Raw genomic sequence first — 16,486 nt, forward strand, 5'->3', positions numbered from 1 at the left:
CGAAGGGTCGCGCTCGGTGGGTTACTTGGCCTGGAACCCGCCGTCGATGTTGAGGATGGCGCCGGCGACGAAGGACGACGTGTCGGACAGGAGCCAGTGGATGCCCTGGGCGATCTCCGTGGGCTGCCCCATGCGGCCGATGGGGTGCATCGCGGTGATGGTCTCCTCGTCGTACTGGCCGAGGGTGATGGCGCGGGCGATGATGTCGGTCTTGATCGCGCCGGGGGCCACCCCGTTGACGCGCACGCCCTGGGACGAGTACTCGATCCCGGCGGTCTTGGTCAGTCCGACGACCGCGTGCTTGGTGGCGGCGTAGGGGCCGCTCCAGGGCATGCCGTTGAGTCCGGCGATGGAGGCGAGGTTGACGATGGCGCCCCCGCGTCCACCGGCGAGCATCTCCTTTATCTCGCGTTGCAGACACAGGAACAGGCCCATCACGTTCGTCGACAGCATCTCCTGGAACTTCACCGGGTCGGCGTCGGCGATCGCCGCGGTCTCGTGGGCGAGGCCGGCGTTGTTGACGGCGTAGTCCAGGCGGCCGTGGTCGGACAGGACGGAGTCGAACAGGGCGGTGATGCTGTCCTGCGAGTCCATGTCCGCGACCACGAAGGAGGCGCTGCCGCCGTCCTGGGTGAGTTCTTCGACGGCCTGCTTGCCGACGTTCTCGCGCCGTCCGCTGAGGACGACGTGCACGCCGTCCGCGACCAGCAGCCGCGCGGTCTCCTTGCCGATACCGGTGGCGCCGCCGGTGATGACCGCGACCTTCTTGTCGTTGCTCATGGTGGATCTCTCCCTGGGGGATCGGTGATCGCGCGCTGCTGCGCCTGCCCTTCGATCCATAAAAGACCGGCGGGCTCTTGTGTTGAAAACGTAAGGCACCGGCGGTCTGATGTCAACAGACCAGGAGTCTGTAGTCTGGGGTCATGTCTACCTTTCAACGTGCGCGCAGCGAGGAGCAGCGTGAGCTGCGGAGGCGAGCGATCCTCGACACCACCGCCGCGATGCTCGACGAGATGCCCGTCGGCGAGGTCAGCCTCAATGAGCTGAGCCGACGCGTCGGCCTGGCCAAGTCCAACGTCCTGCGCTACTTCGAATCGCGTGAAGCGATCCTGCTGGAGCTCCTCGGCCGCGCCTGGAACCAGTGGGTCGACGCGTTGCCCGAACTGCTGGCCGCCGAGGTCGACCCGGACGGCTCCGCGGCGCAGCGCGGTGAGCAGGTCGCCGCCGTCCTGACCCGGTCACTGGCAGGGCGTCGAGTCATGTGCGACCTGTTCAGCGCGCACGCCGCGGTCCTGGAGCGCAACATCTCCGTCGACGTGGCCGGTTACTGGAAGCGGACCGCGATCGGCAACGTCGACGCCATGGCCGGCCTGGTCCGCCGCCATCTGCCCGAACTGGGCGACGACGCGACCCCGCTGTGCGCCCAGGCCATCATGGTCGTCGGCCCGGTCTGGACACACGCCCGCCCGTCGGTCGCCATGCTCGCCGCCTACGACTCCGATCCCGCACTCACCGTGCTGCGCGTGGACTTCATCCCCACCTTGCAGGCCATGCTGGCGACCCTGATCGCCGGGACCCTGGCCCGCGGCGCCGTGGGATGAACGCGGCTTCCGGGTCGAACACCCAGGCATGGACCAGGGCTGACGGTGGCTCCGTGGGCGGCGGGCACGCCGGGGTGACGGGATCGGGAGGAGTGCGGGGACGGAGGCGGCCGGTCCGTTGCGCAAGCGCTTCAGCCGGTCCGTTGCTCGTGGGGGGCTGGGGAGATGGCGCAGGCTGTTGTCGACGACCCCGCGGATGCTGTCGGGGCGGCTGTTGAGGCCGAGGCCCTGCGCGGTGTGCTCGACGCCGGACTTGGTGGCCAGGACGATCTCGTCGCGGAAGTCCTTGACCGCCCGGCCGGGCAGGGCCTCGTTGGTGCGGGCCTCCCAGCCGTGGGCGTAGGCGCGGGACCGCGCGTACCGTGCGTGCCCGGTGACTGTCACCCCGTCACCGGGCCACTGCCGTGCCGGTCTCCGTACCTCAGCGCCCGTTGTCCGTACCGGTGTCCGGGTCCGGTGCGAGCACGGCGAAGAGGCGGTCGGCGGCGCCGGGCCCCGTCCCGGGGCGCTGCGTCCGGCTGGTGCCGGTCCCCCGACCGGCATCCCGGCCCGTGGCGTCGCGGGAGGACTGCGGGTCGCGGACGGAGTCCGTCTCCGGGCGCGGCCTGTGGCGTTCCGATCGGGAGGGGCCCGCGGGTCCGCGCGAGGTGAAGGACGACGACGCGGCCGGGGTGTCGCTCACCGGGTCCGGCCGGGTGCCGTCACGGGAGTGGGTACGGGTGTGGTCGCGGACGTGGAACGCGTCGCGGAGCCGGCGGACATGGTGGCGGGCCTCGCTCAGGGCCTCCGGCCGGCCCTGGCCCCGTAGCAGGATGACGGCCACGGACGCGGCCATCCTGTCGTACAGGTGCGCGTACCGGGCCGCGTCGGGTGACGGGTCGCCCGCGAGGGGTCGGGCGGTCACCCGGGCCTCACTCATCAGGTCCCGGGCACGGTTCAGGTGCTTCGTCCGGGTCTCGCTCAGTTGTCCCTCCAGCAGCCGCATCGCCTCGCCGAAGTCGGCGCGCCACGAGGCCAGTACGGCGGGGTCCACCACGGGATGGCGTCCGGCGGGTCCGGTGTCGTGGGGCTGCCGGTCGGACGGGGGGCGCGTCCCGGTGGCCGGCCGCTCGGGGGGCGGCGGGAGGGGGGAGAGGGTGACCGACCGCCCGGCGGAACCGGGCCGCGTCGGCATCGGAGGGTGCTCCCTTTGCGGGGAGGGGCGCTCCCCCCGCGTAGAGGGGCGCTCCGCCTGGATCGGAGGGCGCTCCCCCCGCGTAGAGGGACGCTCCCCCTGGACCGGAAGGCGCTCCCCCCGCGTCGAAGGACGCTCCCGCTGCGTAGAGGGGCGCTCCCGCTGGGGGGACGACGGGCCGGGCTGGGGACCACGGGGCACGGGCGCGGGCACGGGCGCGGGACCCTGGGTCGTACGGGGCCGGGGCGCCTGGCCGGGCTGCTGGATCGCGCCGAGGGCCGACCGTATCTCCTCAAGGCCCGTCTCGGCGCGTTCCCGGAACTCGGACGGCCCCGGGGAGGGCGTGAGATGCGGCTGAAGGGCCAGGGTCAGCTTCTGCTTAAGCTGCTGGAGCCGCGCGCCGATCAGAATCCCTTGGGAGGCCGCGTTGCCACCGGACGCCAGGAGGGCCAGGCTGCTCGCCTCGTAAGATCCCAGGACCGGGCCCTGGCCCGGCGCGGCCAGCCCGGCCAGGGCGTCGAGGACCCGTCCGACATGGTGGGTCAGCGGCTGGCCGAAGAGGGCACGGGCGGTCCCGGCGGCCTGCTGCGGGGCGCCGTCGCGGGCCAGCCGGAGGGCGTTCTGGTAGAGGTCGTCCGACGTGGTGCGGATCTCGTTGAAGGCGGCACGGATCTGCTGGTTGATCATGTGCCCGTCGTGCCAGGGCCGGGACGGATTGCGGTCCGCCCGGAACTGGCGCAGTTCGAGCAGGACGAGTGGCAGTTCCAGGGTGCCGCGGCCGTCGTCGAGGGCGTAGTCCCGCATACCGACGGTGTCCTGCTGAAGGACCTGGCGGTTGTCGGCCGTGCGGCCGAGGAGTGCCGTGCTCAGATAGTCCCGTACCCGCACCCCCGACGGCTGCATGCGTTCGTCCAGGATGCCTTCGGTGCGCTCGGCGCCGGGGACGGTCATCTTCCATCGGGTGCCGATGTGCCGCACCAGGTCACGCAGCCCGGCCTCGAACAGGGCCACCACGGCCTTCTCGTCTTGCGCCAGGAACTCCCGGACCGAGCGATTGAGGGTGCTGTGGACGGGGCCGAAGGGGACCCTGGACGCCGCCGCGACCATGTTCTTCGCCACCCCGCCCACTTCGAGCCGCCACTGGACGGGGTGGGCCGCGATGTGGTTGAAGGCCAGCCACGCGAGCCCGTGCGTCTCGGCCACGAGGGGCAGGTACGGGAGGAACGGCCGCTGGTGGACGGCGACCCGCTGCCCGAGCACGTTCTCGGCGAACAGGGTCGCGACCTGGTCCGCGACCGTGCGGCCCTGGTCCATGATGGCGGCCAGCAGCCGGTCATGGAGCTGACGGCGGACGAGATCCAGCAGGGGCGTCAGTCCGGCGACGGGGACGCCGACCGTGAACTGGGTGTAGATCGGGTGCCTGGCCCCCAGCGGGGACTGGAGGACCGTGATCTCGGGCAGGTCCGGAGGCAGGGTCCAGCCGTCCTTGCCGTCCAGGAGTTCCCGGAGGGTGAAGGAGCGGTTGTGCCGGTCGGTTCGCTCCAGGAGCGCGCGGGTCCGGACGAACACGTCCATCCCGGCTTCGGCGTCCCGCCGTGAACCCTCCTGCCGCAGGGCCGGCAGGGGCGGCGTGACCAGTTCCAGGATCTTCTTCACGGCCGGTGTGGATTCTTGGCCCGTCTCCTGCCTCGCCGTCTGCCGCGACATGTACAGCTTGTTGTCGGCGCCGAGGTGGAGCACCCGCTGATCGACGGTGAGGACGGCGCCGGAGGTGTGGCGGGCCAGGTCCTTCCAGAACGAGAAGTCCGACGGGGACTCCAGCACATAGACGAGCTCCCCCTCGACGCCCAGCCTCCCGTAGGGAAGCGGTCGCGCCGGGTCGAGCAGCGCGTTCGCGGCGGTCAGGTCGGGTTCGTAGGTGAGGGCGTGCGGGGCGATCGTGCCGTAGGGGTCGACGATGACGGCGCGGGTGCGGCCGGGCGGGGTCGGGGTGGGGGGTGCGAGGCTGAGCAGGTCCTCGGGCCGCGGGGCCTGCATCTCGATCCAGCGGATGCCGTCGGTGGTGTGGTGGGCGGCGTAGGCGTGGCCGTCGCGGTTCTCGTGGGCGGTGAGGATCAGCGCGGTCGAGCCGGTCCCGGCGGCGGCCAGGGCCTGGCGCAGGTCCTCCCACTCCGTCACGGGCGCCCAGCCCGGCCCCTCGGCGAGCCGCTGGTCCGCGCGGTGCGGACGGCCCTGGCGGAAGCCGAGGTCGAGGTCGTCCCGGGAGTAGGTGGTCCGCAGACCGCTGCCCGCCGGGGACGGGCGGTCCGGGTTCCAGAACGCGGCCGGGGTGTTGTCCCGGTACAGCCTGCGGAGCAGGTTCTCCAGCAGGATCACGCAGTTGACGACGGACAGTGGGGTGTCGCCGCCGTCCCGGGGCGGCGGCACGCTCGCACGGGCGGACTCGACGGCGGTGCGTGCCCGTGTCTCAAGCCCGGCCGGCCCGAGTGCGAGGGCCCGGACGGGAGCGGTGGCCAGGGGGGCGCCGGACGCGTCCGGGCCCTGGGTGTGCAGGCGCCGGGTGGCCTCCGCGACACGGTGGGCGGACTGGACGGCGGCCCACTCGCCCGCCTGGGCGCGCAGGGGGCGGGCGGTCACCGAGGGGGGTGGCTCGACATCGCGGGTGCCGGGGCGGGCCAGGTCGGTCAGTTGCCGGGAGCGGGCCAGGAGGGGGTCGTTGGCCAGCCCGTCGATCGGGGGCGGCGCGGACGACATGAGCCGCGGGCCGCCGGTCTGCCAGCGGTAGCGATTGCCGCTGCGGCCCTCGCTGCGCGCGTACACGACGGTGTCCACCGTGCCGTCGCCGGTGAGGACGAAGAAGAACGCGACGCCGTCGTTGCCGCCGTTCAGATGGGCGTGCAGCGGCCGGTTGACGGCACGCGTGCCCGGGGACTCGCGCACGGCCTGCACCGTGGCGGCCACACTGTCGATGATCTTCCGGTCGGCGTCGTCGAAGTCGTCGTACCTGGCGTCGCCCGCGTAGTGGACCCGGCCGCTGAGCGCCCAGGTGGTGGTGATGGTCGCCCGGAACGCGGTGAAGCGGTCGAGCCGTTCGCGCCAGGCGTCGGCCAGCAGGCCCCGCCGCTCCTCCAGGACCGCCCGCCAGGTGTGCTGGACCGCGCTCCGGAGGAGTGTGCGCTGCTCGGCGTCGGGCCCGATGTCGAGGGAGGCCAGATACTCCGCGAAGTACCGCTCCAGGCCCGCTGTGCGGGCCGGGTCGCCCCCGGGTGCGTCGAGGTCGGTGGCGGGCAGGGCCTGCTGGAGGAAGGCGCGGAAGGTGAGGTCGTCCAGGCGTTCGGGGTGGGCGTCGATCTCGTCCGCCCGTGCCGGGACGGCGGTGAACAGGGGCAGCAGTTCGGGGTGCTGGTCCAGCGCGGTGGCGATGCCGGGGCCCCGGGGGCCGGTCAGCAGGTCGGCCAGTTCGGGGGGCAGGTGGGAGAGCACCGTGCCGGGTGGGTTGCCGGGGTCTGCCGCGAGGGGGTCGGGGGCCGGTTCGGGGCCGGGGTTCTGACTCTGGGCGGTCCCGTCATGGGTCGTGGTGCCGGTCCGGGAGGGGGCGGCTTCCTGGGGCCCGGTCCGCGCGTCCTGCTGCGGGGGCTCGGTCTGCCCGTCCTTCGGCGGGGCTCCGGTCCGCCCGTCCTTCGGCGGGGGTCCGGTCGGCCCGTCCCGCTGCGGGGGCTCGGAGGTCGGCGCGGTCCGGTTGCCGGCTGCGCGGTCCGGCCGGGCCGGGGGGTTCAGGGCGTCGAGCAGCCGCCGGGAGTCCTCGGCGCGGACCAGTTCCCCGAAGTCGGCCGGGCGCTCCTCGGCCAGTCGCCGTACGGACTCGGCGAAACCACGGTCCCGTCCGGCCGCGGCCCGCCAGTCGGCCCGGGTCAGGAACGCCCCGGCGAATTCCGGCTGCGCGGCCAGCAGCCCGGCGAGACCGCGGCTGCGCCGCAGGGCCAGGTAGAGGCTCTCCACCAGGTCGGCGGTGACCTGCTCCTGGTCCAGGCGAAAGAGGGTCATGACCAGACCGCGGTTGCCCAGGGCGCCCCGGACCGCGGTGGTCAGGCCCGTGCCGAAGGCGGGGTGCCGTTTGACGAGCAGCCACACGGCCTTGCGCTCCGGCGTCTCGTCGGTGAGCCAAGGCGCGGCGCGGACCACGGCGGCCAGTTCCTCGCGGTCCATCAGATCGCGCAGCAGATCGGGCCGCGTCTCCAGCAGGGCGGTGAGGGCACGGTGACCCGCGAGGAGGGCGCGCAGATGCCGGGAGGTGACCAGGGCGGGCGCCAGCCCGCTGTGGGTGGTGACGAGGCGGAGCACCTCCGGCGTGGTCAGCCCGGCCCACGATCCGTTCTCCATCAGGGACATGGCCACCACCAGGTCGGGTGCCGCCGCGGCCACGGGCAGGACGTCCGGGCGGACGACCCGGGCGACCAGTTCGGGGCCCGCGGCGGCGAGCGCCTTCACCAGCGGGAGGTTGTCGAGGAGCCGGTTCCAGGAGTCGGCGGAGGAGACGAGGTCCGGGCGCCCGGCCAGCAGTTCGGCGAGGCCGGGTATCCGTCCGAGCTCCTTCACCAGCCGGGGGGCCGCCGCCGCCGACTCGACCCGCTCCGTCGAGGCCAGCACGACCCGGATCACGGGCTCGCTGTTCTGCCGTGCCAGCTCCGCGACCAGGCCGGGGGCGGCGGCGAGCAGATCGAAGGAGATGCGCTTGCTGCTGCCCAGTGCCTCGGCCGCCGCGGGGCTCACCCGGATCAACTCGGCCAGGTCCGTCAAGGTCGGTGAGAACAACTTGAAGCTGTAGCCGTGGAGGTGGAACACCTCCGCGTAGTGGGGGTTGGCGTCGAGGTCGGCGAGGAATTCGGGGTCGCGCAGATAGGTGCGGACCGCCTTGTTCACGAGGAAGACGCGGAACACCGGGTCGTGGGTGGTCAGCAGCCGGATCAGGTCCGGCGAGCGCCGCACCTGGTCCAGCAGGTCGGGACGGCGCAGCAGGGTGAGCAGTGAGGGCCGGGTGCGCAGGAGGCGCAGGAAGGCCGGGTCGAACAGCAGCCCCTCCGCGAGGTAGCGGTTGCCGGTCGCCGCCGGGCGCAGGACGTCGTCGGCGAGGACGGTCCCGTACGCGTCCAGCACACCCGGGCCGGGGTCCCCCGCCGAGCGGACGTGCGCGGGGTCGCGTTCGTGCGTCAGGTCGTCGACCAGTCGTTCGAGCACCGGCAGCCGGGAGGCGTCCAGGATGAAGCCCTCCGGGGTCAGTGTGGCCTGACCGGCCGCCTCGATCTCGTCCCGCAGTCGGGCCACGTCCGCGCGGCCCCGGTGCTCGGAGTCCTTGCCGTGCGGGGCCGGGGCGGTGAGCGCGGCCACGGCCGGGACGGCCAGTTCGTCCAGTCGCGTCTGCTGCGCGTCCCAGACATCGAGGAACGCGGGGCGGGCCAGGACCTCCCGCAGGAGACCCGCGTCGGCGGCCACGGCCCTGGTGAAGGGCTGCCCGCGGCGCTCCTGGAACCGGCGCAGCAGCCCGTCGTCGGTCAGCAGCCGCAGCCAGTGGGCCACGGGCAGACGGCCGAAGAGCCCCGCGAGATCACCCAGCACGTCCGGTGCCGCGTCGACCCGTTCGGCCACGGCACGCCACTCGGCCGCGCCGCCCACCTGGTACTGGAGGGTCTCGTAGCGGGACGCCAGCCGCAGCAGGGCGGCGTCCGACCGCATCGCGGCGGTGTCGATCACCGGGTCGCGGTGCATGAGGTCCGGGAGCAGCCCGATCCGGGACAGCGCGGCGGGCAGCCACGGGTCGGTCAGCAGCCGCTCCAGGGGCCAGGTGTCCAGGGCGATGACGCGGCGGATGGTGAGTGAGGCGAGGGCCGGTGACCGGTACAGCGCGGTCGGCCACGGGGCCGGCGCCCCCAGTTTCTCCCCCAGCCCGGCCCGCAGCTCCCGCAGTTCCGGGAAGGTGAACACATCGCGCAGCGGCGCGTGCCGGGTCAGCGCGAGCAGTGCGCGCAGCCGCGCGGGAGCCTCGGGGGGCAGGTCGTACGTCCGGTCGGAGGTCCGTGCGAGCAGCCGGCGGAGCTGATGGGGCAGCAGGGTGCCGTCCGGGTGGAGCGCGAGGGTGGTCAGCACCAGGCCGTGCCCGGACAGCGCGGTCGTGGCGGCCCGGTTGGCGGGGCCGTCGTTGTCCGGGTCGAAGAGGGCCGCGACCGCCGGATGGGTCGCCCTGAGGTGGTCCCGTACGAGCCCTCGCGCGGGCGCGCTCGTCGCCGCGCGCTCGATCTGTGCCGGGGTCGGCGCGGTGGCCGTCCGCCGCCCGGTCGTGGGCTGCGGCGGTCCGGTCCCGCGCAGTGCCTCGGCCAGGGCGCCGTCGTCGGTGAGGTGGTCGTAGCGTTCCGGGTGGTGCGACAGCGCGGTGGCGACGTGCGGATTGCCGGCGGCGGCCTTGATGAGCGCCCGGTTCTCCAGCAGCCGGGCGGTCAGGCCGGGGAGGTCCTCCAGGACGTCCGTCAGTTCGGCGGAGTCCCGCAGCAGTCCCAGCACTTCGGGGTCCGCCTTGACGGCGGCCAGCACCCGGCGGGACGACAGGGCCAGGTTCAGTTGCTCGGGGAAGGGGCGCAGGCGGTCCTGGAGGGCCGCGTCCCCGAGCACGTCGGCGTAGAGGCCGGGGTCGGTGCCGGCTTCCCGCCAGGCGCCCGCGGACCGCAGTGCCGCGTACAGTCCGGCGTCGGCGCCGAGCCGCCAGAGCGCCTCCACGGGATCGTCCAGGGTCCGCAGGGCCGCGCCGAACGCGGGCAGGTCGTCCGCCAGGCTGAACACGTCGATGCCGATGGTCGAGATCGCGCTCAGCGCCGCGACGTCCCCGTCCAGGTTCGCCAGCAGCCTCGGGTACATGACGGACTGCGCCAGCACCTCGGGCTCGGCCTCCAACGCGGGCACGGTCCCCTCGCGTACGAGGACCGCCGCCAGCCGTGCGCCGTGCACCGTGTGCCACCGCTCCTTCTTGGCCGCGAGCAGGTCGAGCAGCTCGGGGGAGTCGCGCAGGACCGCCACCAGCAGCGGTTCGGCCTTCAGTGTCGTGCCGAGCCCGCTGTCCGGCCGGGCCAGGGCGTACGTCACGTCGGGGGCCCGCTTCAGCCGCTCGCGCAGGGCGCTGTCGCCCGCCCCGGAGAAGCGCCGCAGGGCGGCCACCACGTCGGGCACGGTCAGGTCGCGGGGGAGGGACTGCCGCTGGAGCAGCCCGATCACCGTCTCGCGGAGCGCCGCCCGCTCACGGTCGGGTACGGCGCTCAGCGCGTTCTTCAGGGCGATTCTGATGCCCGGGGCGATGGGCAGGGGGTCGTCCCGGTCCTCCGGGGCGGGGGTCGGGTCCGGTTGCCCGGAGGGGTGGGGGGTCGTTCCGGTGTCCTGGGTGGTGGTGCCGGTTCCCAGGGTGGTTGTGGTGGTTGTGCTGGTGCCTGGAGTGGTGATCCCGGTGCCCGGGGTGGTTGCGCTGGTGCCCGGGGTGCCCGGGGCGTGCTGGGTGCCCGGGGGGTGCGAGGTGTCCGGGGTGTGCGGGATGTCCCGGGACGTGCCGGGGGCGGGACGGGACGCGGTCCCGGAGCCAGAGCCGGAGCCGGACTGCGTGGCCGTCTGCTGCGCGCCCGTGCCCGCGCCGCCCTTGGGCTTCTTCTTGCCCTTCTTCGCCCCGCCGGGTGTCTCCCGGCCGGAGCCGCCCGTCCCGAACGCGTCCCGCAGTTCCCGCGACTTGTGCTGGGCGGCGGCCAGCGCCCGGCGGCTGGGCTCGTCGCCGGGCCGGTCGATACGGCTGCCCTGGAGCAGGGTGTGGGCCACCACCGCCCTGATGTTCTCGAACAGCAGCCGGTACTGCCCCGCGCGCCCGGCGGAGTCGTGTCCGGTGGTGGGCCGGACGTGGTCCCACGCCATGACGTCCTGCGCGTGGACCAGCAACTCGGTGTGGAGGACGGGTCCCATCGCGGCCAGCGCCTCGTGGGCGCCGTCGAACTCGTGCTGCCAGGCAGCCACCTTGCCGGTGTCCACGACGGGGAGGTCTCGTGTGCGGGTGGGGGTGCCGCCTGTTGTGGGGGGCGGGTCGGCGGGTGTGGTGGATGGGTCGGCGCTTCGGGGGGTTCTGGTGGGTGAGGGGTCGGTGGACAGGTCGGTGGAGGTGTGGGAGGTGGTATCGGTCGAGGTGCGCATAGAGGTGCCGGAGGTGGTATCGGTCGAGGTGCCCGCCCACGTACCGGCCGAGGTGCTGATCGGGGTGCTGGTCGAGGTGTCGTTCGAGGTGTCGGTCCGGGTGGCTGTGGTCCATGGGGTGTTCCGGAGGCCCTGCCCTCCGTCACCCCAGGTGTCGGCCGCCATTCGGGCCAGACCCGCCGCCATGGCGTCCTCGGTGTCCACCCGCAGGGCATAGGGCTGGTGGATGCCGCTGCTCTGCCGGGTGTGCCGGGACGGCCGGGTGCGGGACGGGCCGCCCGCACCCGGCCCGGACTCGGCGGCGCCCCACCCCTGCCCGGCGACGCCCCGCAGCGCGGAACGGATCTCCTCCAGCGCCCGCTGGTACCGCTCCCGGTTCTCCGGGGACGGTCCGTGGCGCTGCGACGGGTCCACGGCGAGCCGCTGCTCAAGACGCCGGTACAGCGCGTCGAGCCGGGATTCGACGTCGCTCGCGCGATCGGTGCCCCCGGCGTGGTCGACCACCGCCCCGGCGAGCGCGGCGCTGTCCGTCACGGGGAGCGCGCGCCAGACGCTCTCGGCACCGTCGGGGTCCAAGACCTCCTGGAGGATCTTGAAGACCTTCCCGACCTGCACCACCAGCGGGTCGGCGAGCCGCCGCCGGACGGGGACGGCGAGTTCGGAGCTGTTCCTCGGGGCGAAGCTGCGGGCGTTCGCGTGGGACCGGGTGGCGACCTGCCTGATCTCCTCGAAGGAGGCTTCGAGCGCCTCGGTGGTCATACCCCAGGGCGAGGGATCCCGGCGCAGTTCGGGGCGCGGGAAGTAGTGGCGCAGTTCCAGCAGTGCCAAGGGCAGTTCGGCGTTGCCGGCCGAGGTGTCCAGGGCGTAGTCCTCCATGCCGGACATCTGCCACTGGGTGAGCGGGGTGCCCCCCGCCGAGGTGCCCCGTATCACGGTCTCCAGGCGTTCCCCCGTGGTGAACGACTCGGGCACGACCTGGAACAGCTCGTCCAGCAGGTCCACCAGGTCCTCGTCCTCCGTGGCCGGGGCGATCTCCCGCAGGAGGTCCACCAGATGGACCTCGAACAAGGCGGTCGCTTCCGCGGCTCTGCGGTCGAGGAAGTCGCGGATGCCGGGCGCGAGTGCCCCGCGCAGCGTGGCGAAGGGTGTCCGGGACGCGGCCGGGAGCATGTTCTTCATGAGCGAGTTCGGCCGTTCGACATCCTGGAACGGGGGTGCGGCGACATGCTGGAACCCCAGCCAGGCGTAGCCGTGCAGCTCGGCCAGACCCGGCAGGTGGGACAGGAAGGGGTACTCGTGCGGCTCCGGTTGCCGTCCGAGGACCTCCGCGGCGTGCATCGCGGTGAGCATGTCGGCGAAGATCCGTCCCGCGTCCACGAGCGGCAGCAGCCAGGGGCGTTCCAGATGGGCCCGTGCCAGATCCAGTACGGGTGTGAGCCCGGCCGGGGGGACGCCGACCGTGAGCTGGGTGTACGCGGAGTGACCGGCTCCGGCCGGGGACCGGGCCACCCCCACGACATGCATGCCGGGCGCCACGGTCCACCCCGGGACGGTACGGAGCAGCTCCGCCAGTTCGGTCGTCCCCTGGGCGGGGTCGTCGGTGCGCTCCAGGGCCTCCCGGACGGCCCGGTTCAGCGCGAGTCCGGCCGCCGCCGACATCCGCTGCTCCCCCGGCAGGACCTGCAAGGGCGGTGACACCAGCTCGGGGATCGGGAGTTTGTCCGCCTTGGCTCCGGGGCCTGCGGCCTGCTCGGTCAGATGCCGCCGGCCATCGGTGTCGATGAAGAACGTGCGCCGGTCGACCACGATCGTCGCACCCGAATCGTGCTTGGCCAGCAGGTCTCCGAGGTGCAGTGCGAAGCCCGCGCTCGGGCCCAGTTCCAGCGGGTACAGCAGTTCCGCCTCGTAGCCGATCGCGCCGACCTCGTGGCTCCGGGGCGGGTCGACCAGGGAGTCGACGAGCGCCGACCCCTTGGCCATGGCCTCGGCGGAGTCGGTGTGCAGGGGGTGGTCGGAGATCGTGCCGTCCGCGCCGGTCAAGGGCCGCGCGGGGTCGGTGATCCGCCCGTCCGGGCCGATCAGGACGGCACGGGTCTGGAAGGGCTCGTCCAGCGGCAGTGTGTCGCGCACCTGCTTTCCGGGGTGCTCGGCCTGCATCTCGATCCAGCGCATGCCCTGTTCGCTCTGGTGCATCGCGAAGGCGTGCCCCACCCCGGTCCGGTGCTGGGTGATGATCAACGCGGTCGCGCCGGGGCCGAGGTGACCGAGGCCGCTGGCCAGGGCGGGCCAGGAGGTGACGGGGCCCCAGCCGGGCCCGGGGGCCAGCCGGTCCTCCGCCCGACGGCTGCCGACGGCGCTGTCGTCGAGGGCGACGGCGGCACGCACCGCCCTCGGCAGGGGGGTGTCGGACGCGTCCCGGTAGAGCTGGCTCCGGAAGCTGTCCAGCAGGACGACGCAGTTCAGGACGCGCAAGGGTACGGGGGCGTTGCGGGGAGTGCCGGGCGCGGTCGGGGTCGTGGTCGTGCGGTACTCGTCGCGGGCGGCGGTGATCGCGATGTCGACGGCGGTGCGCAGACGGGTGTCGTCGAAGGCGGAGGGGGATGGGTGGGGGGAGGTGGAGGGCGTCGGACCGGTGACGGGGTCGGGGTCGGGATCGGGGTGGGAGGCAGGGTCGGGGTCGGTCAGGACGGTGCTCGGGCTGGTGCTGGTGTCCGAGTGGTCGGAGTAGTCGGAGTGGTCGGAGTCCGTGGAGTAGAGGCTGTCGGTGTCCGAGCCCGCGTCCGAAAGCGTGTCGGTGTCCGTGTCGGGGTGAGCGGTGGCCGCGTAGGCGGCCGAGTCCGTGTCCGTCGGGAGCGTCAGAGGGTCGTGCACGGTCGCGGTGGGGGTGCGCGGGTCGCTGGGGGCGTCCATACTGCTCGCCGTCACGCTGGTGGTGGGTGAGAGCACGTCGAAGAGACGGTCGGCGGTCCTGGTCACGGGCCTGGTCACGGGTCGTTCCGTTTCGGGCACCGGCCCGGGTGCTTCGTCGGGCGACCGTTCCCCGCTGCCGCCTGCGGGGTCCGCCTCGCGGCGCGGTCGGTCGGCCGGGGGACGTGACTCACCGGCCCTCGGGTCCGCTGTTCTGAGGTCACCGGCCCTGGACCCGTCCGCACCGGAACGCGGAGTGCCGACCGTCTCCGGCAGTCGGGAGGTGCCGACGGGTTCGCCGCCCGGCCCGGGTACGGGCCTCGGCGCGGACACCGGCGGGGACGCCGGGACCGGCCCTTCGTCCCGGGCCAGCGGATCCAACCCGCCCTCCCCCCTCGTGGCCGGCACATCGGCGGCCCGGCTGGGAGTGGCCACCGGGACATCCGTGTCGAGTCTCGGGCCGCCGTGCACCACCTCCGCCGCGCTGACCCGCCCGTCGGCACTGTCGACCGGGACCGGGACCGGAGACGAGATGGACGGCACGGGGACGTCGAAGAGCGGCACCGGGACATCGATGAGCGGCCCGCCGGGAGTGAGCGCCGGAGCACCGACCGGATCACCCTCGCTCAGCCGACTGTGCACGGCCACGGTCTCGCCGCCGCTGCCCGAGTCGTCGGTCCCTCCGGCGCCGACGGGCGGGACGGGTTCCGGCAGGGGGACAACCGTCGGGGTGGGATCCACGACCGGCGTGCCGGGAAGACGAAGGGGCTCGGTGCCGGTCAGAAGGTCGTCCGCGACCGGCGCGGGCGCCGGACCGAACCCGTTCCCCATGCCGATGACACCGGATGCCGGCATGACACCGGATCCCGGCATGATGCCGGAGCGCCCGCCACCATCGCCCCCGGCGGTGGTGAGGGTGCTGGTGTCGATCCCGCCGACGTTCCCGCCCCCCGAGTTCACCGGGCCCCGCACCACGCCCGTCGTCCCGTCGGCGGTGCTCACCGTCGGGGGCAGACCCGCCCGTTCCGGGTTGCCGGTGCCCAGGTCCAGGCCCAGGCCCGTGGGCAACTGCGGCCGGAGCTTGGAGGCCAGCCAGGTCGCGCTGCCGTTGGAGAGTTCCACGGCGCGTTCGCTCGTGATCGAGGTCAGGAATCCGCCGCCGCTGACGCTGAGCTGCTTGAACGCGATCCCGTTGTAGACCAGCTCCGAGACCACACCGATGACTCCGTCACCGATCCCCTGCACCACGAAGTCCAGGAACTTGCCGCCGCCGCTGCCGGGCCCGAAGAGTTCCCCCACCGTGCCGGACATGGCCCGCACCACACCGTCACCGAACGAGCCGGGCAGCCGCCCGTCGAGCAGCACCGACCGCAGCGCGTCCCCCAGATCCCTGCTGGTGACGTTCGCGAGGAACGTCTCCGCCCAGTCGCGCCCCAGCCCCCGGGCAGGACCGTCGCCCGTCTCGCCCCCGAACCGGGTGGCGAAGATCTCCCCCATGTCGTCGATGAACGACCCGCCCACGGTCTGCGGGTCCGTGTTCCTGGCCAGCAGGTCGGCCACGTCCGACACCCGGTCCGCGAAGTCCCGCGCGAACACCGGATCCGGGCCCGAACCCCGAGGCGGTGCGAACACCGGATCCGGACCGGCACTCCCCCCGGGTGCGGACAGCGGATCCCGGCCCGTACCCCCCGCCGGGAGCGGACCGCCCCCCGCGAACCCGTCCACGTCGTTCCCCGGTCGTGGCGCGGCCACCGGCCTCACCACCGCCCCGCCCCCCGTGTCGTCCCCGGCATCCTTCACCACGCTCGGTCGCGGGCGGTTGTCCAGCGCGTTCCTGAGGCTGTTGAAGAGGTTGTCGCGTACGCCGCCCGTCAGTGTCTTCGTCAGGTTCTGCGCCAGCCAGGACGCGGCGAACTGCACGGGCACCGCCACGAACCCCGCTACCGCGCCGAAGCCGACCGCCTGCGTCAGATAGGTGTTCCCCTTCGACGACACCTTCCCGTCCCGGGCCAGCATCCACTGCGCCAGCCGGTCCAGCGCCACCGCGAGCCCGATCTGGAGCACCTGCTGCATCGCGATCGACGCCAGCAGCCGGGCGACCAGGCTGTTCAGCACCATCCGGTAGAACGCCCGCAGGAACGACTGCCGTACCATCGCCTCCGCCGGATTGAAGATCGCCATGATGAGGGTGATGGCGAACTCCACCACGAACATGGCCAGTTGCAGCAGGATCATCAGGTTCGTGTATTCCACCTGATAGGCCGACTCGTCCGCGAAGTCCGCCAGCTCCCGTGCCGCCTCCCGCAGCCCCTCCAGTACCGACGTTCCCTCCGGCGACGACAGACTCAGCATCGCCTCGTAGTACGCCTCCGAGAACTGCCCGTTCGACGTCCCCGACACCGACCGGGCCACCTCCACCAGCAGTTCCTGCAACTGCCCGAGCTGCGCGTCCAGCTCCCGCTGCGGATCGGACAGGTACTCGCGCAGCAACTTCGGGTCCAGGTTCGGCATCTGCGAGCCCGTCAACGCGAGGAACAGACCGTTTAGTTCATCCGAGGCCATGTGCGAAGACTAGTTCGCGTCGGGTACGAAGATC

At 73.2% G+C, this 16,486-nt stretch carries 3 protein-coding genes; 1 reads left to right on the forward strand and 2 read right to left on the reverse strand.

The window, feature by feature from the left end:
• Positions 1-21 precede the first annotated feature (21 nt).
• Positions 22-780 (reverse strand): glucose 1-dehydrogenase, encoded by a 759-nt coding sequence (locus tag AB0O01_RS00930; RefSeq protein WP_365309571.1) that lies wholly within the window; start codon positions 778-780, stop codon positions 22-24.
• 143 nt (positions 781-923) lie between these two features.
• Between AB0O01_RS00930 and AB0O01_RS00935 the strand changes: the two genes are divergently transcribed.
• Positions 924-1,601, forward strand: coding sequence for a TetR family transcriptional regulator (locus tag AB0O01_RS00935; protein WP_365309573.1), 678 nt, complete (start codon positions 924-926; stop codon positions 1,599-1,601).
• Positions 1,602-2,022: 421 nt separating this feature from the next.
• Here the strand turns inward: AB0O01_RS00935 and AB0O01_RS00940 are convergent, their stop codons facing one another.
• Complete coding sequence (locus AB0O01_RS00940; RefSeq protein WP_365309574.1) at positions 2,023-16,452, reverse strand: toxin glutamine deamidase domain-containing protein; 14,430 nt, start codon at positions 16,450-16,452, stop codon at positions 2,023-2,025.
• Positions 16,453-16,486: the final 34 nt, after the last annotated feature.

Origin of the sequence: Streptomyces sp. NPDC093252, from assembly GCF_040683675.1 — a bacterium.
GTDB lineage: Bacteria > Actinomycetota > Actinomycetes > Streptomycetales > Streptomycetaceae > Streptomyces.